General features: G+C 44.7%; 17 protein-coding genes and 2 riboswitches. Of the genes, 8 read left to right on the forward strand and 9 right to left on the reverse strand.

Features of this window, described 5'->3' with window-relative positions:
- Nucleotides 1-205 precede the first annotated feature (205 nt).
- Both QMZ64_RS05515 and QMZ64_RS05520 read left to right on the forward strand, forming a co-directional pair.
- Nucleotides 206-1,180, forward strand: coding sequence for a LacI family DNA-binding transcriptional regulator (locus QMZ64_RS05515; RefSeq protein WP_243941462.1), 975 nt, complete (start codon nucleotides 206-208; stop codon nucleotides 1,178-1,180).
- Nucleotides 1,181-1,368: 188 nt separating this feature from the next.
- Nucleotides 1,369-1,899, forward strand: a complete 531-nt coding sequence (locus tag QMZ64_RS05520) for a chorismate--pyruvate lyase family protein (protein ID WP_265625307.1) — start codon at nucleotides 1,369-1,371, stop codon at nucleotides 1,897-1,899.
- A 98-nt stretch (nucleotides 1,900-1,997) separates the two neighbouring features.
- On the opposite strand, the gene QMZ64_RS05525 is transcribed toward QMZ64_RS05520, so the two are convergent.
- A complete protein-coding gene (locus QMZ64_RS05525; protein WP_265625306.1) occupies nucleotides 1,998-2,681 on the reverse strand; it encodes a DUF3298 and DUF4163 domain-containing protein in 684 nt (227 codons plus the stop codon).
- A gap of 181 nt (nucleotides 2,682-2,862) precedes the next feature.
- Here QMZ64_RS05525 and QMZ64_RS05530 point away from each other — a divergent pair, with 181 nt between their 5' ends.
- The 5 genes from QMZ64_RS05530 (at nucleotide 2,863) to galE (ending at nucleotide 9,214) form a co-directional block, all read left to right on the forward strand.
- Nucleotides 2,863-3,414 (forward strand): hypothetical protein, encoded by a 552-nt coding sequence (locus tag QMZ64_RS05530; protein ID WP_265625305.1) that lies wholly within the window; start codon nucleotides 2,863-2,865, stop codon nucleotides 3,412-3,414.
- A gap of 88 nt (nucleotides 3,415-3,502) precedes the next feature.
- Nucleotides 3,503-3,612: riboswitch (SAM riboswitch) on the forward strand.
- 73 nt (nucleotides 3,613-3,685) lie between these two features.
- Nucleotides 3,686-4,816 carry a 5-methyltetrahydropteroyltriglutamate--homocysteine S-methyltransferase gene (locus tag QMZ64_RS05535; RefSeq protein ID WP_301441164.1) on the forward strand — a complete coding sequence of 377 codons (1,131 nt, stop codon included), beginning with the start codon at nucleotides 3,686-3,688 and terminating at the stop codon, nucleotides 4,814-4,816.
- A gap of 139 nt (nucleotides 4,817-4,955) precedes the next feature.
- Nucleotides 4,956-7,196: a glycosyltransferase family 39 protein gene (locus QMZ64_RS05540; RefSeq protein ID WP_301441165.1), complete on the forward strand. Its 2,241-nt coding sequence runs from the start codon at nucleotides 4,956-4,958 to the stop codon at nucleotides 7,194-7,196.
- Nucleotides 7,197-7,215: 19 nt separating this feature from the next.
- Entirely contained in the window at nucleotides 7,216-8,193 is a 978-nt protein-coding gene (locus QMZ64_RS05545) for a glycosyltransferase family 2 protein (RefSeq protein WP_023856914.1), read from the forward strand.
- A 28-nt stretch (nucleotides 8,194-8,221) separates the two neighbouring features.
- Complete coding sequence (gene galE / locus QMZ64_RS05550; RefSeq protein ID WP_301441166.1) at nucleotides 8,222-9,214, forward strand: UDP-glucose 4-epimerase GalE; 993 nt, start codon at nucleotides 8,222-8,224, stop codon at nucleotides 9,212-9,214.
- 301 nt (nucleotides 9,215-9,515) lie between these two features.
- On the opposite strand, the gene QMZ64_RS05555 is transcribed toward galE, so the two are convergent.
- The 4 genes from QMZ64_RS05555 to QMZ64_RS05570 are packed head-to-tail and all read right to left on the reverse strand — an operon-like array spanning nucleotide 9,516 to nucleotide 13,034.
- Nucleotides 9,516-10,646, reverse strand: coding sequence for a hypothetical protein (locus tag QMZ64_RS05555; protein WP_025810560.1), 1,131 nt, complete (start codon nucleotides 10,644-10,646; stop codon nucleotides 9,516-9,518).
- Nucleotides 10,647-10,656: 10 nt separating this feature from the next.
- A complete protein-coding gene (locus QMZ64_RS05560) occupies nucleotides 10,657-12,078 on the reverse strand; it encodes an alpha/beta fold hydrolase (RefSeq protein ID WP_301441167.1) in 1,422 nt (473 codons plus the stop codon).
- A gap of 18 nt (nucleotides 12,079-12,096) precedes the next feature.
- Nucleotides 12,097-12,735: a hypothetical protein gene (locus QMZ64_RS05565; protein ID WP_265625297.1), complete on the reverse strand. Its 639-nt coding sequence runs from the start codon at nucleotides 12,733-12,735 to the stop codon at nucleotides 12,097-12,099.
- Between the two features lie 2 nt (nucleotides 12,736-12,737).
- The gene (locus tag QMZ64_RS05570) at nucleotides 12,738-13,034 is read right to left on the reverse strand and encodes a DUF4176 domain-containing protein (protein WP_265625296.1); all 297 of its coding nucleotides are present in this window, start codon (nucleotides 13,032-13,034) and stop codon (nucleotides 12,738-12,740) included.
- Between the two features lie 527 nt (nucleotides 13,035-13,561).
- Nucleotides 13,562-13,663: riboswitch (purine riboswitch) on the forward strand.
- 134 nt (nucleotides 13,664-13,797) lie between these two features.
- On the opposite strand from QMZ64_RS05570, the gene QMZ64_RS05575 reads away from it, so the two are divergent.
- Complete coding sequence (locus QMZ64_RS05575) at nucleotides 13,798-14,991, forward strand: nucleoside transporter C-terminal domain-containing protein (RefSeq protein WP_301441168.1); 1,194 nt, start codon at nucleotides 13,798-13,800, stop codon at nucleotides 14,989-14,991.
- A gap of 45 nt (nucleotides 14,992-15,036) precedes the next feature.
- Here the strand turns inward: QMZ64_RS05575 and QMZ64_RS05580 are convergent, their stop codons facing one another.
- From QMZ64_RS05580 to QMZ64_RS05595, 4 genes are all read right to left on the reverse strand, one after another.
- Nucleotides 15,037-17,118 carry a catalase gene (locus QMZ64_RS05580; protein ID WP_301441169.1) on the reverse strand — a complete coding sequence of 694 codons (2,082 nt, stop codon included), beginning with the start codon at nucleotides 17,116-17,118 and terminating at the stop codon, nucleotides 15,037-15,039.
- Between the two features lie 146 nt (nucleotides 17,119-17,264).
- Nucleotides 17,265-17,717, reverse strand: a complete 453-nt coding sequence (locus tag QMZ64_RS05585; protein WP_035339296.1) for an AraC family transcriptional regulator — start codon at nucleotides 17,715-17,717, stop codon at nucleotides 17,265-17,267.
- Nucleotides 17,718-17,884: 167 nt separating this feature from the next.
- Nucleotides 17,885-19,303, reverse strand: coding sequence for a glycoside hydrolase family 1 protein (locus QMZ64_RS05590; RefSeq protein WP_301441170.1), 1,419 nt, complete (start codon nucleotides 19,301-19,303; stop codon nucleotides 17,885-17,887).
- Nucleotides 19,293-21,152, reverse strand: a complete 1,860-nt coding sequence (locus QMZ64_RS05595; RefSeq protein WP_301441171.1) for a PTS beta-glucoside transporter subunit IIBCA — start codon at nucleotides 21,150-21,152, stop codon at nucleotides 19,293-19,295. The genes QMZ64_RS05590 and QMZ64_RS05595 overlap by 11 nt, the downstream gene beginning before the upstream one ends.
- Between the last annotated feature and the right edge of the window lie 243 nt (nucleotides 21,153-21,395).

Raw genomic sequence — 21,395 nt, forward strand, 5'->3', positions numbered from 1 at the left:
ATTAACAAATAAAAGCGCTTTCAAGTGAATTGTATGTCAACCGGTTTCATATGTCAACCGGTTGACATATCTTTTTCCCATTCATTCATCCCGGTACATTTCTCAGAATCATGGCATTTTCTTGCACATATCGGCCCGATTCTCTAAAATAAGTGCGTGACGAGAATTGTAAGCCATTTCAGTAAAAAAGCAGGGGGAAAAGGGAATGAAGCCTAGCATTCACGACGTTGCAAAAAAAGCGGGAGTTTCACCAACAACCGTATCGCGGGTATTAAATAACCGCGGCTATATTAGTGAAAAAACAAAAGAAAAAGTCTATAAAGCGATGGAAGACATCAATTACTTTCCAAACGATTTGGCCCGCTCTTTATTTCGTAAACGAACCCATTTAATAGGGCTCATCATCCCGAACTCCAGCAACCCGTTTTTCGGCGAACTGGCCTTTCATATTGAGAGCATCTGCGCTGCCATGGGCTACAAACTGCTGCTTTGCAACAGCTTGAACCGCAAAGACAAAGAAGAAAAATACTTGGAAATGCTGATGCGAAATCAAGTGGACGGCGTCATCGCCGTGACTTACAACAGGGGAATTTTAAATTATCATCAGCAAAACCTGCCGATTGTCGCCATCGACCATTACTTATCGGAAACGATTCCCGTCATCGGCTCCGACAACTATGACGGAGGAAAAAAAGCGACGGAACTGTTAATTGCAAAAGGCTGCCGGCACATCATCCATATCAACGGACCAATTGAGCTGAAAACACCGGCAAATCTTAGAAGAAAAGCATATGAAGATGTGATGCGACAACACGGGAGACAGCCGATTACATATGAAGTTCCCTTTCATCAAAATTACCGGGAAATCATCTCAGAACTGTTTGATGAACAGCCTGCAGCTGACGGCATTTTCGCCAGTGATGACCTCATGGCCGCTACAGTCATCACCGAAGCAAAAAAACGCAAAAAAGACATTCCCGGGCAATTAAAGGTGATCGGCTACGACGGAACGGAAGCGGTTCAGTCTATCCTCCCGGAATTGACAACCATCCAGCAGCCGATCGAACTCATTTCCAAGACGGCCATCGAGATTTTGTCCAAAGCCATTGAAGGCGAATTCGATGACTTGCCGCTGGAAACCTATTTGCCCGTACAGCTTTTAGAAGGAGAGACGACTTAAATTAATGGCACAAAAAAAGGAGACATTGACGTCTCCTTTTTCCATATATCTATTCAATTATAAAAAAGATAAAATTTACATTACTAACCTAAAATTTAACTTATTTTTCTAGACAAACTCACCTCCACATGATAAATTTAAAGACAAGTTTTCAAAAAATTCTAATTTTGGTACGGAGGTGCCTTTCATTGAGCGTAAGCCACTTTTTTCCTGAAACTGTTGTTGCTCTTGTAAAAGACATGTTAACCAAAACCGATGGTTCAACAACCAAAGCGATTGAAACGCTTATCGGCGGCAAAGCCGAAATCGAAGTTTTTCAGCAAAATAATATTGATTATGACAAGCTGTCACCTGAGGAAGCGAGGCTGTTTCAACGCGATGATGACATCTTGTTTAGAACCTCCTCTTTGAAATCAGGCGCTGATTATTTATCTTATAATTATGTCTATGTCAAAACAAACTTACTGCCGCCTGCCATCAAACAAGATTTGCAGGAAGAAAGGCTTCCCATCGGGAAAATCATTGCAGAACTGGAGTCAAGGCGTGAAATTTTCAGCACGGGCGACTGCCTGGGAAAACATTTCACACACCTTGTACCTGTTGCGACAGACCGGACATATGCTTTTAAAAAATATCAGATCATCAGCGGCCGGCAGTGCATGTTCTATGTCTGCGAGCTGTTCGATTTAGAAAAAATCTGCGAACTGACGCCGGGCTGACTCATGCCCGTCAGCTGCCGCTTTATGAAAGGGCTTCCAAAACCTCCCCAATCCTTCTTCCCTCAAAACAAAAACCCCTGCGAAACAGGGGCTGTTATTTATTGATACACCGTTTTCGGAACGGCAACGACCGGATTTCCGGCAGCATAAGGGGCTACATCGTATTGCTGGAAGACGATCGCAATGCCGTCTTTTGTGTAATAAAAAGCCGTGTTTTTACCAAGGACGATGTCTTTCTTCTTCACATCCGGGAAGAAAATGTCGCTGTGTTTTTGAATATAGTTGTAAATATATGTTTTTGTCTTATCCATTTTCGATTTTGTCTTTAGGATGTCTGATAAATACACCCGTTTTTTAGAGGCAAGGTCATAGTTGAAAGAGCGGACTGCCGTATTTCCGTGCGCTCCGCCGGAGTAGACATAATTACTAGTCAGGATGCTCAGCTTTTGGCTAGTCCGGTATTTCACTTCAAAGGACGTTTGGTAATCGGTTTGGTATCCGTGCTGTTGACCGTCTTTCTTGTTTTTTACATAATCTTTGTAAGACTGCTCAATATAACGTTTAAAATCTTTGTTGATCTTATTTTGGAGAGATTTGGTGCTTACATTTGCAACCTGCGGGTATTTCAAAGCCTTAACGTTTTTGTAAGTATGGCTCGTGACCGTCGGCTTTTTTTCATTTGCCGCGTGTGCAGAAGGAAGTGCGGCCGCACTGTACAGCGCAAAAAACAATACCCCTGTCATCAACATACCTAACGCTTTAAACACTGTTTTTTTGTTCATAAGAACCCTCCTTAATCTTTCATTGTTTATCATACCCACTTTGAAATCAGGTACACATGATAGACCGGTGAACCCAATAAAAAGTTTCAGTTTTTGGAAAATATTCTAATTCAACCTGATTGTCAAACGCCATGGAACGGGTTATGCTGTTCTCAGATAAAAACGGAAAGGGTGGCGATCCATGAACGATGCGATTCAAATGTATTTTAGAGATTTGGAGTCAGACGATCGACAGCTCCAATATGAAGCATATCAACACATCCTGTCCTTAACCGAAAATGAAGTCGATTGGGCTTATGAGGTATGGGATCAATTAATAGAAGACCTTGATGATAAAGACAATCATAAAAGATCGAGAGCAGCGCAATTTCTCTCTCATTTAGCCATCAGCGACCCGGAAAACAGAATGCTGAACGATTTTTCTGCATTGTGGAAAGTGACATATGATAAGAAGTTCGTCACCGCAAGACACAGCCTTCAGTCAATTTGGAGAGTCGGTTTGGCAGGGGATCAACAGCGGAAAATGGTCGTCAAGCACCTCGTTGATCGTTTTAACGGCTGTCTTGACGAAAAAAATTACACGCTGATTCGATTTGATATTATCCAAAGCCTTAGACACTTATACGATGCCTTGCAGGATGACGATATCAAAAGCACTGCCGCGGGTTTAATCGCAGAAGAAGAAAATGAAAAATATCAAAAAAAGTACAAAACCGTCTGGAAAAATACTTGAATATTAAAAATGCTCTTTTATTAACCATTGACATTTTTATAAAAAGTATTAATATTAAAATTATTAAAAAAATCGCATAAAAAGGTTTTCCTTATCAAGAGTGGTGGAGGGACTGGCCCTGTGAAACCCGGCAACCGCTGTCTATGACAGAATGGTGCTAAATCCTTAAGAGCATGTTCGTGCTCTTGAAGATAAGGAGGAGATTGAATATATCAAGCTCTTCCTTATCGGGAAGGGCTTTTTTATGTCTATAAAGAAAGAGGGATGAAGCATGACACAATCAACAGATGTACTGAAGCAAACGCCTGGAAGAAAAATCGGACCGTACAGAGCTGATCAGGTGGGAAGCCTTTTAAGGTCTGCGCCCGTAAAAAAAGCGCGTATTCAAAAAGCGAACGGTGAAATTAGCGCTGAACAACTGCGCGAAGTCGAAAACGAAGAGATCAAGCGCATTGTCGAAAAGCAAAAAGAAATTGGACTTAAAGCCGTTACTGACGGGGAATTCCGCAGGTCATGGTGGCATTTTGATTTTCTCGAAGGCCTTGATGGTGTCGAAGGATACACAGCGGACAAGGGCATTCAATTTCATAATGTTGAAACAAAGCCGCGCGGCATCAAAGTAACAAGCAAAGTCGATTTTACAAACCATCCGATGCTGGAAGATTATCAATTTCTTCATGATATTGCGGGCACACATACGCCGAAAATGACGATTCCGAGCCCGAATATGCTATTTTTCAGAGGAAAACTTGGAGAAAGCCCGTACGAGGATCTGGATGAGTTCCATCACGATGTCGCGCAGGCTTACAAAAAAGCGATCCGCGCATTTTACGACGCCGGCTGCCGCTATTTGCAGCTGGATGATACGGCCTGGTCGGTATTTTTCTCAGACAAAGGACATGAGCAGATCAAAGCCTTCGGCCGCCAGCCTGATGAACTGCGCCAGTCTTTCGCCAACACGATTAATGAAGCAGTTGAAGGACGCCCGGACGATTTGACGGTCACCATGCACATCTGCCGCGGCAACTTCCAGTCAACATGGGTGGCGGAAGGCGGCTACGATGCGGCGGCAGAAACGATTTTCGACGGACTCAATTTAGACGGACTTTTCCTTGAGTTTGATGACGAGCGCTCCGGCGGCTTCGAACCGCTTCGCTATGTCAAACGGAAAGACTTGCAAATCGTCCTCGGTCTCATCACATCCAAATTCGGTGAGCTTGAAAACCCGGATGCCATTAAGCGGCGCATCGAAGAGGCGGCTCGCTACGTCGACCTGAACCAGTTGTGCCTAAGCCCGCAGTGCGGCTTTGCCTCCACAGAAGAAGGCAACCTCCTGACGGAAGAACAGCAATGGGAAAAACTGCGCCATGTCGTCGAGATCGCTGAAGACGTATGGAAATAACATCTCATATTTGAGACATGCCTAATGACGGCATGTCTCTTTTTTTTGCCCCTCTATACAATTTAAAATTCCTTCTTGATTTGTTCATAGTTTGATCATATTTGGCTTCTATAATGCTCTTTAGTGAGGTGATCGAACAATGATTAAGAAAAGGAAAATCGATATATTCCTGGTCTTCATTCTTGTATTATCTGCAGCATTAAACTTGTACGGCATCTGGAATAGTGACACAGACAACGCCTACTATACGGCGGCCGTCGAAAGTATGACCCAAAGCTTTCATAACTTCTTTTACGCATCATTTGATCCGGCAGGCTTTGTAACAGTTGATAAACCGCCTGTTGCACTCTGGATTCAGACACTTTTTGCACTTGTGTTCGGCGTGCACGGCTGGAGCGTCGTTCTCCCTGAAGCCATTGCCGAAGTGATTTCCGTAGCACTCTTGTACTTTATTGTAAAACCTACTTTTGGCAAAACGGCGGCCAGAATTTCAGCTCTTATTATGGCGTGTACGCCGATTGCCGTTGCGGTCAGCCATACAAACAACGTCGATAGCATTCTCGTCCTTTGCTTGATGACTGCAACCTGGATGTTGTTTAAAGCAGTCCGCAAAGGAAAAATCGGCTGGCTGCTCGGCGCATTCTGTATGGTCGGCGTCGGCTTTAACGTCAAAATGCTGCAAGCTTACATGGTATTACCGGCATTCCTGCTGTTTTACATGATGGCAGCAAAAACGACGATTCGCAAAAAAGTTGTGTCTCTAATCACAGCCGTGATTGTTCTGGCGGGTGTTTCCGTTTCCTGGGCGGTCGTCGTTGACAGCCAGCCGGAGAGTTCGCGCCCTTATATCGGAAGCAGCCAGACCAACTCTGTCCTTGAGCTGGCGTTTGGCTACAACGGCATCCAGCGTCTCACAGGCCAAAACGGTGCAGGCGGGGGCGGAACCTCCTCAGCTGATCAAGATCAAAAGAACAAGCAGCAGGAAATGCCGCAGCAGCAAAGCGGCGATACTGAAAACAACTCAGACTCGGCAAATGGACAAATGGCTCCGCCAAACGGGGGCGAGATGCCTTCAGGCGGACCGGACGGCCAGCAGGGTGATGTCCAAAGCGGCGGCGGTCCCGGTGGCGGCACGAGCGGCATGTTTGGCACAGGAAACCCTGGTCCTCTCAGACTCTTCCAATCTGAGCTTTCCGGACAGGCAAGCTGGCTGATCCCGTTTGTACTCTTCGGCATCATCGGTTTGCTGATCACGGGCCTTCGCGGGCAACGAAAATTCAATGAAACAACGACTGAAACGATTTTCTGGATGATGTGGCTTCTGCCGGTCGCTGCATTCTTCAGCGTCGCAGGATTCTTCCATCATTACTATCTGATTATGCTGGCAGCACCGATTGCGGCTCTGTCAGGTGCAGGCTGGACGGCGCTCGTTCGCCTTTATCAGGAAGAAAGCGGCTGGAAAAAACAGCTTCTGCCGATCGGAATTTTGCTGACAACCGCATTTGAATTGTATATTTTGAGTCCTTATCTCAGCGAAATCGGGATCATCTGGAGCATATTGATCGGCGCTTTCGGCATTGTCACAAGCTGCCTTCTCATCTTTTTCAAAAAAGGAAAGTCATTCAGCTACTATGTAGCACTTGCAGCGCTGCTCGGCATGCTGATCGGACCTTTCTATTGGACGACAGCAACGCTCGCTGACGGTGTAAACGGCATGATTCCGCAGGCCGGACCTAAATCCGCACAATCATTTGGCGGCGGAGGCGGAGGGAAGATGCAGAATAACAACGGCAGCGGACCTCCCGGATTCGGCAGCCAAGACGGTCAAACAGACAGTGATCAAAACAACAACAACGGACCTGGCTTCGGTCCTGGTTCAAACAGCAATGATTCTTCAGCTGATACCGGTTCCGGCCAAAACAGCCAAAATCAGAATGACGAAGGCACAAGCGGCCGTCAACAAGGCGGACCAAGCGGCGGCGGCAGCCCTGGAAGCGGCGAGTCAGTCGATGAAGAACTGTTGAGCTACCTTGAAAAGAACAACACAGGTGAAAAATATTTATTTGCAGTCTCCAGCGCAACATCTGCTCAATCTTACATCATCAAAACAGGTAAAGCTGTGATGGCGATGGGCGGATTCTCTGGAAGCGATCCGATTTTGACGGTTGAAAAACTTGAGAAGCTCGTCAAAAAAGGCGAAGTCAAGTACTTCATGATCGGCGACGGCCGCGGCCAAGACAATTCAGAAATCACCAATTGGATTAAAGAAAACGGAAAAGAAATTTCAAAAAGCGAATACAGCAGCTCTTCTTCAGATAACGATTCCCAGTCAGGCGGACCTGGCGGAAATCAGACGCTTTATAAAGTGGAGCTTGATTGATGAAAGGAAAGGTATGAATATGCAGAGACAAGTCACATTTTCAATCGTAGTCCCTGTCTACAACGAAGCGGAAGTGCTTCAAAGCACCTATGACCGATTAAAAACCGTCATGGACTCGACAGGCGACCCTTATGAACTGATTTTTGTAAACGACGGTTCAAGCGATGACAGCATTCACATGCTGAAGTCGCTTGCTCAGTCAGACCCGGCAGTAAAATGCATCAATTTCTCAAGAAATTTCGGTCATCAGATCGCCATTACGGCCGGTACCGACTATGCTGCCGGCGAAGCGATCGTGGTGATCGATGCCGATTTGCAGGATCCTCCCGAATTGATTTTGGAAATGGCGGAAAAGTGGCGCCAAGGCTTTGACGTTGTATACGCCGTCCGCACAAAGCGGGAAGGAGAAACATTTTTCAAAAAGCAAACGGCCGCCATGTTCTACCGTATTTTAAGAAAACTCACAGACGTTGATATCCCGGTGGATACGGGAGACTTCCGGCTCATGGACCGGAAGGTGGTCAATGAAATGAACAAGCTGAAAGAAAAAAATCCGTTCGTCCGCGGCCTTGTCAGCTGGCTCGGGTTCAAGCAGACCGCCGTCTATTACGAGCGCCACGAACGGCTTGCAGGGGAAACGAAGTACCCGCTCAAAAAAATGCTGAAGCTCTCGCTCGACGGCATCACTTCATTTTCCTTTCAGCCGCTGAAACTGGCAAGCTACTCAGGAATCGCGCTGTCAGCGGTCGGTTTTATATATGCCTTCATCGTCGTCTGCATGAAGCTGTTTACGACAAGCACCATTACCGGGTGGTCTTCGATGATCATTCTGCAATGCTTGTTCAGCGGCTTTATCCTGATCATCCTCGGAGCGATCGGCGAATACATCGGTCGCATTTATGACGAAGTGAAAGACAGGCCGCTATATATCATTGACGGCAAATACGGATTTGAAGAACAGCGGCGGGCGGCAGCTCCGCAGCGCCATATCATGTAGAACGAGAGATCCAAAAGGAGGGATTCCGATGAGCATACTAGTTGTCGGGGGAGCCGGTTATATCGGTTCCCACGCCGTTTACACGTTAATTGAGAAAAAAGAAAAAGTCGTCGTTGTGGATTCCCTGGCGACGGGACACGCAGAAGCCGTTCACCCCGAATCTGCATTTTATAAAGGGGATATTCGCGACCGGCATTTTCTCAAGCAAGTATTTGAAAATGAGGACATTGAAGCCGTCATGCATTTCGCAGCATCACCCATTCCTTCACAGTCGAATCGCGTTTTTTCTTCTTTCAACGAAAACATGACAGGCATGGAAACCCTGCTTGGCGTGATGAAAGAATACGATGTCAGCCGGATCGTTTTCGCGTCAAGCGCAGCCGTCTACGGCAGTCCAGACCTGCCTGTCACGGAAGAAACCGAACCTGAGCCCGTTCACCCGCACGGCAAGGTCAAACGGATGATGGAGAAAATGCTGATGGAAGCGGAAAAAGCGTACGGCCTGAAATATGTGATCCTCCGCTCCTTCAATGCGTGCGGCGCCCACCCATCCGCCATCATCGGCGAAGACCGGGGGAGCGAAACACATCTCATTTCAAATGTTCTGCGAACCGCTCTCGGACACCTTCCTTTTGTTCACATAGATCACCCTGAAAACGGAACAGGCTTCCACGATTATGTTCACGTTCAGGATTTGGCAGAAGCACACGTGCTCGCCATCAGTCACATGCGGAAAGGCAAGGATAGCCGAATCTACAATCTCAGCTATGGCGAAAGCTACTCCGCTGAACAAATCATCCTTGCCGCCCAATATGTCACAGGCATTCCTCTCATCGCCGCAAAGCTGACAGAAACGGACATCGACTCACAAGTAACATTTGCCGCTTCTTCCTCCAGAGCCAGAAAAGAATTAGGCTGGACCCCAAAGCACAACAGCCTGATCGCAATCATCCGCGACGCCTGGAACTGGCACTCTTCGAATCCGAATGGGTATGCGTCGGAGAAGGTGAAGCAAGGGTGAAAAATGAACCGCACCCCTATCGTTAGGCAGTGTCTAACGATGGAGGTGCGGTTTTTTTCTTATGATAAATGTATACTGTATTGGCTTAAAAAGCCCGACAACAACATTTCACTCCTTAAAGTGAATACCAACAGAAAAGTTCGCACTATCTTTGAGGCCTGCATATTACATGAAAATAGAGTTGAACACTCGTCCTCCCCCTAATCAATTCCTAAATCAACTAAGTAAGCGGTCACTGTTTAAGACATTTAAAACATCCGCTGAACCAATCATTTTTCCCTTTTAAAAAAACAAGTGAAAATCATCTAGATATCCCTAAATCAACCAAATAAGCGGTCGGCTGTTTTTTATTTTTTTGTAAGTCAATCAGCACATTAAGGGAGCCTGCTGTTCCAATCATTTTTCCATGGTATGAAATAAACAGTACCACATAATTTTCATTAAAATATTGAACATTAGCTATCCTTGCATCGCCTGCGTTAAAATCCATCTCTTTTGCAATTTGCTTGAAGTCAATCTTAAACTGAGCTTCATATTTTTCATTCCCTTTTAGATAATTATCCACTGTTTGTATTCGTTGAATACCATCCGAAATCACAAAGTTTTCTTTTTCTTTAGCTCCGTTAATATAAACATACTTACCGTCTTTGCTCAGAATATCAGTGTCTTTAATTTTCCGGACTTTATTCGCCTTTTTTTCGAAAATGTATTTATCGAATAACTTATGATATGATCCATCCTCTGTCACTTTTGGAAAGACGGATAAGTATTCCTTTAATTTTCCTGACTCTATTGATGCATTTAATTCCTCTTCTTTTACAACCTCGTGCTTTGAAAAATCTCGTTTTAAAAAAAGATAATAAATTTGTCTACCTTCTAAGCTACCATTTTTTAATTTTTTATACATTCTTATTTGTATAAGCATGTTTTCTTTGTTAATTTCTTGAAGTGCCAAGTATACTTTTTTTCCATTTGCTGAAGGCAATTCAAACTGTTTTTCCCCGCTTGTTGTTTTCACTTTTAGGACATTTTTTTTGTCTAACATCATTTCCGGGAGATTTTCGTCTAATTCATTGTTTATTTTTCTTTTCTCTAAAAAATTAATTTGAGCTAAATCATACAACTTTTTCGAGGGATTTTTTTTAGCTGAGAAAATAGGTTTGTACAAATCCATAAGTTCTTTATCTGTATATTTATAATAACGAAGCCCTTCTTTATCACTGCGCATAATCGTATAAATATGATCTTGATAATTCAAAGTTGCATCTGTCGCTAAATCAAGTTCATGTCTCATAAATTCTCCAAATGCTGGACTGTCTTCTTTCGGTAAACCTTTTTTATAGATGACTTCCTGAACATCACCTTTTCCGCATCCAGTTATTACTAGTAAGAGTATTATTACACTAAAGCTTACAAACCTTTTTTTTGTCATTGAACTGCTCCTACTCTGTTTCTTTTTTATTAACCTCTCGAATTAAGTCTATAAATTCAGAGTCTTCAACTTCATAAATATGTCCAGGTTTGGTGACACCGAAACCTTTTACTTCAATTTCTGGCTTTTCATCAATAAGATCGCCTAATATGTCACCGTGTTGACTTTCGACTGAAACGATATCATCACTGTTTATTTTATGTTTTCCGCTTGCAGTATAGTAAGGGGAAAAACTCACAGTATCCTCTGTTCTGTATCCCGCTGCAGCGGTAATGTCCATTTTCTGAAGCTTTTGGTACACCTCAGGGTTGGCAGATTTCAAATGATTAATGTCTTCAGTCATCGCCTCACTGTCCATATCAGTGTAGGCATTACTGTAGTCTTTTCCATTATCATTGTTTTTGTTGTCTTCATTAAAATCTAAATAATCACTCGTATTCATAGTATCTCTTCCAGCAGCATTGTCTGCAATCCATCGAGCTCTATTAGCGCCGATAGCTAAGAGATTTTTATCATATGGAGTTCCGATTGTTGTGATGCTTCGCACATGATCAGGGTAATCCATCGCAAATTGCAGCGATCTTCTTCCCCCATAACTGTGGCCAAACATATCGATCTTTGTTGTATCATTCATCAGCCCCATTTCATTCAGCTTTTCAGCTAAATCGTCGCTTGTTGCTTGGCGATGTTCATTCATATACTCTGTATCATAAACAATATGGAGGCGTCCGTTTGTGTTAAAGGTGTCCACTTTTTTTATCTTTTCATATGAATCTTCCTCATATATTACCCCATCTTTATCAATAAACCTATATACCCTTTTACCTCCGTCATTCGGGACATAGATAATAAGATCGCCTTTCTGCGCAGCCTCTTTTACACTTTCATAGAAACCATTTCCACTATCCTCAATCCCATGCACATAAACCGAAACATTCTTATAATCCGAAAAATCGCCTTTCACATGGTTAACTGAATTATACAAGATTGAGATATCTGTCAAGGCTTCGCGCATTGGGGCGCGGTGGGTGCGGGCGACATTGCTGAAATCTTGTTCCACCTGATCAAGGCCATTTTTTAGATTCTCGTATTGGCTAATTAAAAGAACGACGTCACTCGTAATATTGTTGCGCTTCTGTATGTCTTCCGGTGAGGGGTCTTCCATAGACTCAAACTTGCGTCTGGCATTCTCCTGACAATCTTTTAAATCCTTTATCCAATCGTTGATTTCCGATTTGATATCCGCCACATTAAAATTCACTACGTTTTTTGATACAAAGTTCGGAAGTTCTTTATTTTCTATCGAAACCCATATTTTATTAAAAGCTTCAAGCAAACGGCTGGATTGAGCATGCTGCAGCATTCGATTTGCTCTTCTTTCATGGCTTTTGATCATGTTTGTGATTTCTGGCTCTCTATTATAATATGCCATAACTCTAGTTCCCTTCCATCATTTCACTCTTTGCAGTTGTTGTGAGATTACGTTATCGACGCGCTTTAATTCCTTAATGATGTTTTTGGCATTTGCTGAAAGTTCTTTGACTCTTTTTTTAAGCTCCGTCATGATCGATTTGATGTGCGACTTTGCATCAGACCAGACGTCATCGAATTTTTCCCACGGAAACTCTGTTTCATACATCATTTCTCTGAGCATTGTGTCAAAATGGTGCAAAACTTCATCTAATGTAGATAGATTTGATTCAAACTTTCCGGTTGCCTGGTGTAACGATTCACCGTTTACTTTAATTTCACTTTGAACTCTTTCAGCCGAAAACGTATGGCTTCTTTCTGAGCGTGACTGCGGCTGAACATTGGCCGGTTTGTCGGATTCGTCCGTCAGTTCGACCGCTTTTGCAAAACACCGCACACTGTCTGCAAAATATAATAAACAGCTGCTCGCTTTACCGAAAAAGTTGATGTTGTCGCTCATTTTTTTCTGCAGCGCTGCGGCGGCTTTTCCGCTGTGCCTGTCTAATTCTTCACGAAAAAACACCATGTTCTCAAATACATGGCTAAAGGCGTTTTCCAGCTGACTAATGGTCCCCGCTGCCTTATGTGAAAGTTCTTTGTTGAAGCGAAAATGTCCCATCGTCATTGCTCCTTATTTTCGTTTTTTCCTGCTTCAGCTTCTGTTAGCAACTCATCAAGCTGCAATTCTTTTTGATCTACATATCCGTAATGGTACACAATTTCTATATCTTGTTTATTAAATAAAACTAGCTGCTCTTTCGGATCGGTAAAACCGTTTGGATAGTCGACAGCTGCATAATCTCTGATGACATGGTTTGTCTCAGAAAACATTTGCCGCCCGATGATAAGCAGACGTCTTGAATCATTATGTAAGCCGACAACACTGCCGACAGGAAGATAGTTCTTTTTTAATAGCATAATTGATTATCCCTCTTTTTCTCTGAAATTGGACATATATACAAGTTGTAAAAACATAGGAAAATCATAGCAAAAAGGTATCATTTCATTCAACGAACTAAAGTACCGTGAAATTTTACCTATTCAAATCAAAGACTTTTGATTTAAGGTTCGCTCTTTATGTAAGGTTTGTCGGTGTCATTAGTATGTTACAGTGAGCACTTAGCACTGAAACGATTCATCATACTTACGGAACCTTACAGATAAAGTTTCACAAAAAAACCGCCATAGTAGGCGGCGACATCATGAAATATAAAGCGCAATCGCTTACGATTCTCCTCTAATAAAAAGAATCTTATCACCTTCCATTTTTCGTCTGTTGTTCTGTGCATGGTGACTTCCCGCTTGAAAAGCCGGCTTTCTCTCAGAGGATTTGCTGTGCATCTCTCAATATGCAACCTTCTTTAGAAGTGACTTCATTTAAAAAACTATTGTGAAAATATATTTTTAGCTTGAATTTTACACAAACTCGAGATAAAATACAGTCAAAATAATAGAAGCTCACTTCTTGTATATAATCAGTAATAGGGTCTGATTGTTTCTACCTGGCAACCGTAAATCGCCAGACTACAAGGAAGTTTGAATAGATTTGATCATGTAAAAAGTGTATTGCGCAAACAATATATCTATTTTTTATTTGCTCTTATTTTTCATGCTTTCTTTATCGGAACCCATGAAAAGTAAGAGCTTTTTTATTTTCAAAAAACATTCGGGAGTTGGCATCATGTATTTTCTCATTAACATTTTAGGCATTTTCATTGTCATGTCCGTGATTTATTTTTGTTCCCCGCGAAAGAAAAGCGTAAAATGGAGGCCGATTCTCTCCCTTTTCATCGTTGAACTTTTGGTGACTTGGTTTATGCTTGGGACAAAAATCGGCGGATGGGCCATCAACCTGATCGCCTCTTTCTTTTCGTGGCTGATCGCTTGTGCAAGCGACGGTATTGCGTTTGCCTTTCCGTCAGTGATGGGCAATGAAACCGTTGACTTTTTCTTCAGCGCCTTGCTGCCAATTATCTTTGTGGTGACATTTTTTGATATACTGGCTTATTTCGGAATTTTAACATGGATGATTGATAAGATCGGCTGGGTGATTTCGAAAGTCTCGCGCCTTCCTAAATTAGAAAGTTTCTTTTCGATTCAAATGATGTTTCTGGGGAATACTGAAGCGCTCGCCGTGATTCGCGGGCAATTGGCTGTATTAAAGGACAACCGCCTGCTGACGTTCGGCATTATGAGCATGAGCAGTATCAGCGGATCGATTCTCGGTTCTTATTTAACGATGGTTCCTGCAACATACGTATTTACAGCGATTCCGTTGAATTGCTTAAATGCGTTGATCTTGGCCAGCATTTTAAACCCGGTAGAAGTCGATAAGGATGAAGACATTATTTACGTACCGCCAAAAGAAGAGAAAAAGGACTTTTTCTCAACGATTTCAAACAGCATGATGGTCGGAATGAACATGGTCATCGTCATTCTCGCCATGGTCATCGGATATGTCGCTTTAACCTCATGTTTGAACGGAATGTTGGGGTTGATCATGGACGGTTTGACGATTCAAAAAATCTTTTCTTACATCTTCAGTCCGTTCGCATTCCTGCTTGGACTGGCGCCGGGTGACGCGATGTATGTCGCACAGCTGATGGGGATGAAACTCGCCACAAACGAATTCGTCGCGATGATGGATTTAAAAACGCAGCTAGATGCGATTTCGCCCCATACAGCCGCCGTGGCCACAACATTTTTGACGTCGTTTGCCAACTTCAGTACGATCGGAATGATCTATGGAACGTACAATTCCTTATTTAACGGAGAAAAATCAGCGATTATCGGAAGAAATGTGTGGAAGCTCCTTGTCAGCGGAATAGCGGTGTCGCTGTTGAGCGCGGGGATTGTCGGGCTGTTTGTGTGGTAGAAAAATAGAGTAAAAGGGCAGGCATTTAGCCTGCCTCTTTTTTTATTAAACTTGTCTATCCCAATGGCGGTGCCCGCCGATCGCTGCGACCAGCTTTTTGCCGAAGTCGTCTTTGCTCTTATCATCGCGAGAGGTGATAATGCCCGGCTGTGCTGCCGCGTGGGACCCGGCGGCGGACAGCAGGAGATCGATCCCTTTGCCTGCGGCTCCGATCGCTTTATAATGTCCGAATGTTTCATTGATAAAATCCGATGCGGCTTTATGCAATTGCAGGCGTTCAATGCTTTCTTGGCCGCCCGGAATATAAACGGCATCGTACAGCACGGAATCGACCGTCTGCAAAGTGTTACCGACTTCTATTTCTGTACCGCCGGTCCCTTTGATCACGCCGAGTGCCGAGCTGACAATGTCCGGAATGATGTCGGCTTTTTTGAACTCTTTCAACACCCGGCTGAGGTCCTCATCATCAAAACCTTGTTCTGCTAAAATGGCGACGGTCCTCGTCTGCGGTCGTTTCACCGTGTTCTCCTGGCTTAGCGCAGGGGATTTGAACGTCACATTGGAGCCTTCGTCTTTTTCAGGGGGCTCTACGCCTACACCCGCAGCGATTTGCTTGGCAAGCTCCCTGTCAACCCGGTTAAACATATGAACGACTTGGCGGCGGACGTCCTTGCTTTTGACCTTTCCGACTTCAAAGCGGAACGCCGAAATGATATGTTCTTTTTCAACGGGAGACATGCTGTTCCAAAACAGCTTCGCCTGCGAATAGTGATCATTAAAGCTTTCGCTGCGCTGGCGGATTTTTTTGCCTTCGACTTTTTCCTCGTAGTGCACATATCCGCCTTCTTCTTCTGAAGCAGGCGCCGGATCGTTGTTTTGCAGCGAATTTTTATGATAAGCGACAGGCCCTTTGTTAATCGTCATTCTGTGATAGCCGTCATACTGGTTGTTATGGAACGGACAGACCGGCCGGTTGATCGGAATTTCATGAAAGTTCGGACCTCCCAATCGGATCAGCTGTGTGTCCGTATAGGAAAAGAGCCGGCCCTGCAAAAGCGGATCGTTTGTAAAATCGATTCCCGGAACAACGTGGCCCGGATGGAAAGCGGCCTGTTCCGTTTCGGCAAAAACGTTATCCTGGTTTCGATTCAGCGTCATTTTACCGATGATCTTAACAGGAACCATTTCTTCCGGCCAAAGCTTTGTCGGATCAAGGATATCAAAGTCAAACTTGAACTCGTCTTCTTCGTCAATCATTTGCACGCCGAGCTCATACTCCACTTCATCGCCTCTTTCGATCGCTTCCCAAAGATCGCGGCGGTGATAGTCGGGATCTTTCCCGGCGATTGTCTGCGCTTCGTCCCAGACGAGCGAATAGACGCCAAGGACGGGCTTCCAGTGAAATTTAACAAAGCGCGCCTTGCCTTCTTCATTTACAAACCTGAACGTATGAACGCCGAAGCCTTCCATCATCCTGTAGCTTCGCGGAATCGCCCTGTCAGACATCGCCCACATGATCATGTGAGCCGTTTCTTCATTGTTGGCGACAAAGTCCCAAAACGTATCGTGCGCCGTAGAAGCCTGCGGCATTTCGTTATTCGGTTCCGGCTTAAATGCGTGCACAAGGTCAGGAAACTTGATGGCATCCTGAATGAAGAAAACAGGGATGTTATTGCCAACGAGATCATAGTTCCCTTCTTCTGTATAAAACTTTGTCGCGAATCCTCTTACATCACGGACGGTATCACCCGAGCCCCTGGAACCGGCTACAGTCGAGAACCTGACAAACACCGGTGTTTTCACTGACGGATCTTGAAGAAACTTTGCTTTCGTATATTCCGTCATCGGCTCGTAAACCTGGAAATAGCCATGCGCGCCAAAACCCCTCGCATGGACGACCCGCTCCGGAATCCGTTCATGGTCGAAATGGGTCATTTTTTCACGAAAATGAAAGTCCTCCATCAGCGTCGGACCGCGCACGCCTGCTTTTAAGGAGTGCTCGTCTTCAGATACGCGTAAACCTTGGTTCGTCGTCATTTTTTTGCCCCGGTTGTCAGACCGGTACTGTTCAAGTTGTTGATCCTTGCTGTGCTCATTGACTTTGCGGCGGCCATCATTGTTATTCACTTGTCATCCCTCCCCATTCTTATTCCCTATGTAGTTGATCTGGATTGCTATTTTATGATTTACCCTGTCTATCAGCGAGTTAAACGCAACGCTCGTTAAAGGGAAATGTAATTTTAATAAATTCAAAGTTTGGACAAGAAAATGAATTAAACCGATTTTAAAGGTACACATATTTCACAATACGGGTTGCTCACCATATCACCCGTGTATTTTTCCATTATTGGTCTATTGTCCAGTTGAAATTCATTGTTTTGCAGAGATGAAAAAATATCAGAATATGCTTTTTGAATATCTTCTGCTGTATGTTTAACATCATAAATCAGGTATTTTCCGCCGGAAATTTCCCCTTCAAAAACTGAATCATCGACTTGATAATCATGTGGTATCACAATACAAGCATCAAATCTACACTGATCAGGAGATGTTGTTTCCGGGTTATCCTGTGGAATCGCAAACAGAATGGCAGACTCAAGAAGACCTTTTTCCTTAGCCCATTTTTTTAATGCCTCCATTACCTCAATATTTGCAGGACCGTACGGACCAACTCGTCGCATATAAGCAATACGATAGTTTGGAAGTGTTTCAACTTTGAATGTCATAGATTTTTTCTTCCTTTCCTGATTGTTGTTCGTTACGTTTCGAATGTAACATGCTTTAAAAATAATCACATTTTTATTTTTAAAATTTTCTGTAAATTTTAAAAATGATCATTTTCACAACAAAAAAGAGGATATTCAGAGATCATCTGAACATCCTCTTTCTTTGTTTAATCTAGTGTTTCGCCGTTTGAAGCAATCAAGTCTTTATACCAGTAAAAGCTTTTTTTGCGAATGCGGCGCAAGTCTTTCAAATCAAATTCGTCGCGGTTCACATAAATAAATCCGTAGCGTTTTGAACAGCCTTGATGGGTTGAAATCAAGTCGATGGCAGACCATGGGGAGTAGCCGAAAACATCGACTCCATCCGTGATCGCCAGCTGAATTTGCTTGATATGTTCCTTTAAATAATTGATGCGGTAGTCGTCATTTACGACATCTCCGTCTTCAAGCTGATCAAACGCGCCGAGGCCGTTCTCAGTGATGATCAGCGGCAGCTGATAGCGGTCATAGATCTCGCGCAGCGTCGAACGGAAACCGACAGGGTCGATCTCCCAGCCAAATGCGTTTTTCTTTAAGTGCGGATTGCTGCTTCCCCTGTATACGCCTTCTTCTCCCGTCTGCAAATGCTGGTCGCCGCCTCGGGCAGCCGTGTCGCTGCCGTCATCCCTGCTCGCTTCAGCCGTTTGCGACGTATAGTAGTTAAACGCGATAAAGTCCGGCTTGGCTGACCGCAGAATATCCATATCTCCTTCGGCGATGACCGGTGTGCAGTCTTTTTCTTTCATATATGCCCATGCCGTTGTATTGTACCGTCCGAATACGGCCATATCCAAGTAAAGCCAGTTGCGGATCGCATTATAGTTAAAAGCCGCCAGCACGTCCTCCGGTTTCGAAGAAGCAGGATAGATGAGCGCGATATTCGGCGCAGGACCGATTTTTGCTTCCGGCAGCATCTCATGGCAAAGCTTGATCGCCTTCGCCTGTGCGACAAGCATGTGATGGTTTTGCTGATAAAGCTCTTTTTTCGGGTTTTCCAAGTTCGGATCGAGTGTGCCGAGTGCAGCCCCGTGGAGAATCATCATATTTTGTTCATTAATGGTCAGCCAGTATTTGACGCGATCTCCGTAGTTTTCAAAAAGGATCTTCGCATATTTTTCAAAGGCATCAATCGTGGCCCTGTCCGACCAGCCCCCTTTTTTCTGCAAAGCATTCGGCAGATCAAAGTGGTACATCGTAACAATCGGTTCGATTCCATATTTCAGGAGTTCATCGATCAAACGGCTGTAAAATTCGATGCCCTTCGGATTAATATCGCCGTCCCCGTCAGGAATGGTGCGCGTCCAGGCAATCGAAAAACGGTACGCTTTGAAGCCCATTTCCGCAAACAAAGCGATATCTTCTTTATAGCGGTGGTAATGGTCGCTTGCGACTTTAAAATCGGTTGTCCCTTCCGGGTAGCTTTCGCGCGCATCGATGACGGAAGGCCCTTTTCCATCTTCATCCCAAGCGCCCTCCACTTGGTAAGCGGAAGTAGACGCGCCCCACAAAAAATCTTCCGGAAATTGAGCTAATGTTTTATATTTCATGATTATTTTCCTCCCATGGTGATGAAATTAAAGTGATGATCTGTTCTTCAGTCTTCACCTTTTTTTGATCCGTTGGAATGATATCCGTGTATTGACCGGAATTTGTAACGATGATCGGTGTTGTCACGTCAAACCCTTCTTCTTTCAAAGCGTCCAGATCGAATTCTGCGAGTATATCACCCCGTTTCACTTTTTGCCCCTGCACCGCTTTAGCATTGAAGTGCTTTCCGTCGAGTCTGACCGTGTCCATTCCGATATGAATTAAAATCTCCGTTCCGCTTTCTGACGTTATGCCGTATGCGTGACCCGTCGGAAATGCCGTTGTCACGATGCCGTCCGCAGGGGCGGTGACAACGCCTTTTGACGGAAGCACCGCGATTCCTTCTCCTAGCGCCCCCGAGGCGAACACTTTATCTGATACTTCTGTTAACGGCAGGACTTCTCCTTGCAAAGGGCTGTAAATTGGTTCACCCCCGCTGTTTTCAACAGGCGGCTCTTTCGTCTCGTCCACAGGGTCGTCAAAACCGACAATGTAAGTGAGCAAAATCGATAAAACAAATGAAACTGAGATTCCGATGATAAAGCCGAGAAAGCCCGGTCCGTAAAAAATCGGAATCGTCAACAAGCCCGGAGCGCCGGAAGCGAGGGCGACGCTGCCGGAGTATCCGATAATGGCTCCGCCTGCCGCCGCACTGATGACACCGCATACAAACGGCTTTTTCAGCCTGAGCGTCACCCCGTAGACGGCCGGCTCTGTAATCCCGAATATCCCGGTAACGGCAGCAGATCCTGCCAATGCCTTCAACTTCTTGTTTTTCGTCTTCAGCATGACGCCAAACGCAGCTCCTGTTTGGGCAAACACGGCGGCTGCCGTCGCCGGTTTGATGTAGTCCTTGCCATGGACGGCAATGTTGTTCAAAATGACAGGGACGATCCCCCAGTGTATGCCGAAGATGACAAGGATTTGCCATAAAGCCGCGATAATCGCTCCTGCCAGAATCGGGCTGAGATCAAAAACGGACAGAATCGCCGCCGCGATCCCGTTTCCTGTGTAAACACCGAGCGGCCCGAATATGATCAAGGTTAACGGCACCATCACCGTCAGGCATATTAAAGGGGTGATAAAGTTTTTCACGCTTTCATGAATAAAGCGCATACATAATCTTTCAAGATAGCTCATCACAAATACGGCCAGGATAATCGGGATAACTGTCGACGTATAATTCATCAAGACGACCGGAATGCCGAAAAACTCCGTCTGGGCGCCGCTGTTTTTCAGTTCGAGTATCGTCGGATAGATCAGCGCCCCGGCAATCGTCAGCGCTATGAACGGGTTCGCTCCAAATTTTTTGGCGGCCGTAACGGCGAGCAGCAAAGGCAGGAAATAAAACAGGCTGTCGGCTGCCGCGTATAGAATCGTATATGTCGTCTCTTCCGGCGAGAGCCAGCCGGCGTTTGTGCAAATCAAAAGCAGGCCTTTTAAAATCCCCGCTCCTGCCATGACGCCGAGCAGCGGAGTGAAAATGCTGGATACGATATCTACCAATCTACCGGCGAGGCTTCCTTTCTCTTTTTGGCTGTGATCGGCCGCAGAACCTTCCAACAGTTGAGAGATCCGGCCGATTTCTTTATAGACTTCAGGAACGTTATTGCCGATAACGACTTGAAATTGTCCGCCGCTCTCCACTACGGTTACCACGCCATCCGTATTTTCAAGCGCTTCCCTGTCTGCTTTGGAACGGTCTTTCAGTTTGAAGCGAAGCCTTGTCGCGCAATGGACTAGCGATACAACGTTCTTCTCCCCGCCGACGCGCTCCAGAATTTCTTTTGCCATTGATTGAACATCCATCGTTGATCATCTCCTGTCTCTCCTAAAGCCCTATCAAGCTGTTATAAAATAAAAAACCTAAACTAGAGCCCGTCAAAGAAGGCTTAGTTTAGGTTTTGCCTGCCGAACAGTAACAATCCCGTGTTAAGACATCAAGTAAATAAAAAAACCTAAATCACTGTGAAACAAGGGCATAAGAGTGCCGCTTCACAGTCATTTAGGTTTTGCCTGCATGATCAGTAACAATCCTAACAACCTGTATAA

Origin of the sequence: Bacillus sp. LB7 (genome assembly GCF_030449715.1) — a bacterium.
Classification (GTDB): domain Bacteria; phylum Bacillota; class Bacilli; order Bacillales; family Bacillaceae; genus Bacillus; species Bacillus paralicheniformis.

What these genes read in the sequence shown, in the direction of transcription:
- QMZ64_RS05515 (WP_243941462.1), top strand. Translation starts at nt 206, where the DNA reads ATGAAGCCTAGCATTCACGACGTTGCAAAAAAAGCGGGAGTTTCACCA.
- QMZ64_RS05525 (WP_265625306.1), bottom strand. Translation starts at nt 2,681, where the DNA reads ATGAACAAAAAAACAGTGTTTAAAGCGTTAGGTATGTTGATGACAGGG.
- QMZ64_RS05530 (WP_265625305.1), top strand. Translation starts at nt 2,863, where the DNA reads ATGAACGATGCGATTCAAATGTATTTTAGAGATTTGGAGTCAGACGAT.
- QMZ64_RS05535 (WP_301441164.1), top strand. Translation starts at nt 3,686, where the DNA reads ATGACACAATCAACAGATGTACTGAAGCAAACGCCTGGAAGAAAAATC.
- QMZ64_RS05540 (WP_301441165.1), top strand. Translation starts at nt 4,956, where the DNA reads ATGATTAAGAAAAGGAAAATCGATATATTCCTGGTCTTCATTCTTGTA.
- QMZ64_RS05545 (WP_023856914.1), top strand. Translation starts at nt 7,216, where the DNA reads ATGCAGAGACAAGTCACATTTTCAATCGTAGTCCCTGTCTACAACGAA.
- galE (WP_301441166.1), top strand. Translation starts at nt 8,222, where the DNA reads ATGAGCATACTAGTTGTCGGGGGAGCCGGTTATATCGGTTCCCACGCC.
- QMZ64_RS05555 (WP_025810560.1), bottom strand. Translation starts at nt 10,646, where the DNA reads ATGACAAAAAAAAGGTTTGTAAGCTTTAGTGTAATAATACTCTTACTA.
- QMZ64_RS05560 (WP_301441167.1), bottom strand. Translation starts at nt 12,078, where the DNA reads ATGGCATATTATAATAGAGAGCCAGAAATCACAAACATGATCAAAAGC.
- QMZ64_RS05565 (WP_265625297.1), bottom strand. Translation starts at nt 12,735, where the DNA reads ATGGGACATTTTCGCTTCAACAAAGAACTTTCACATAAGGCAGCGGGG.
- QMZ64_RS05570 (WP_265625296.1), bottom strand. Translation starts at nt 13,034, where the DNA reads ATGCTATTAAAAAAGAACTATCTTCCTGTCGGCAGTGTTGTCGGCTTA.
- QMZ64_RS05575 (WP_301441168.1), top strand. Translation starts at nt 13,798, where the DNA reads ATGTATTTTCTCATTAACATTTTAGGCATTTTCATTGTCATGTCCGTG.
- QMZ64_RS05585 (WP_035339296.1), bottom strand. Translation starts at nt 17,717, where the DNA reads ATGACATTCAAAGTTGAAACACTTCCAAACTATCGTATTGCTTATATG.
- QMZ64_RS05590 (WP_301441170.1), bottom strand. Translation starts at nt 19,303, where the DNA reads ATGAAATATAAAACATTAGCTCAATTTCCGGAAGATTTTTTGTGGGGC.
- QMZ64_RS05595 (WP_301441171.1), bottom strand. Translation starts at nt 21,152, where the DNA reads ATGGATGTTCAATCAATGGCAAAAGAAATTCTGGAGCGCGTCGGCGGG.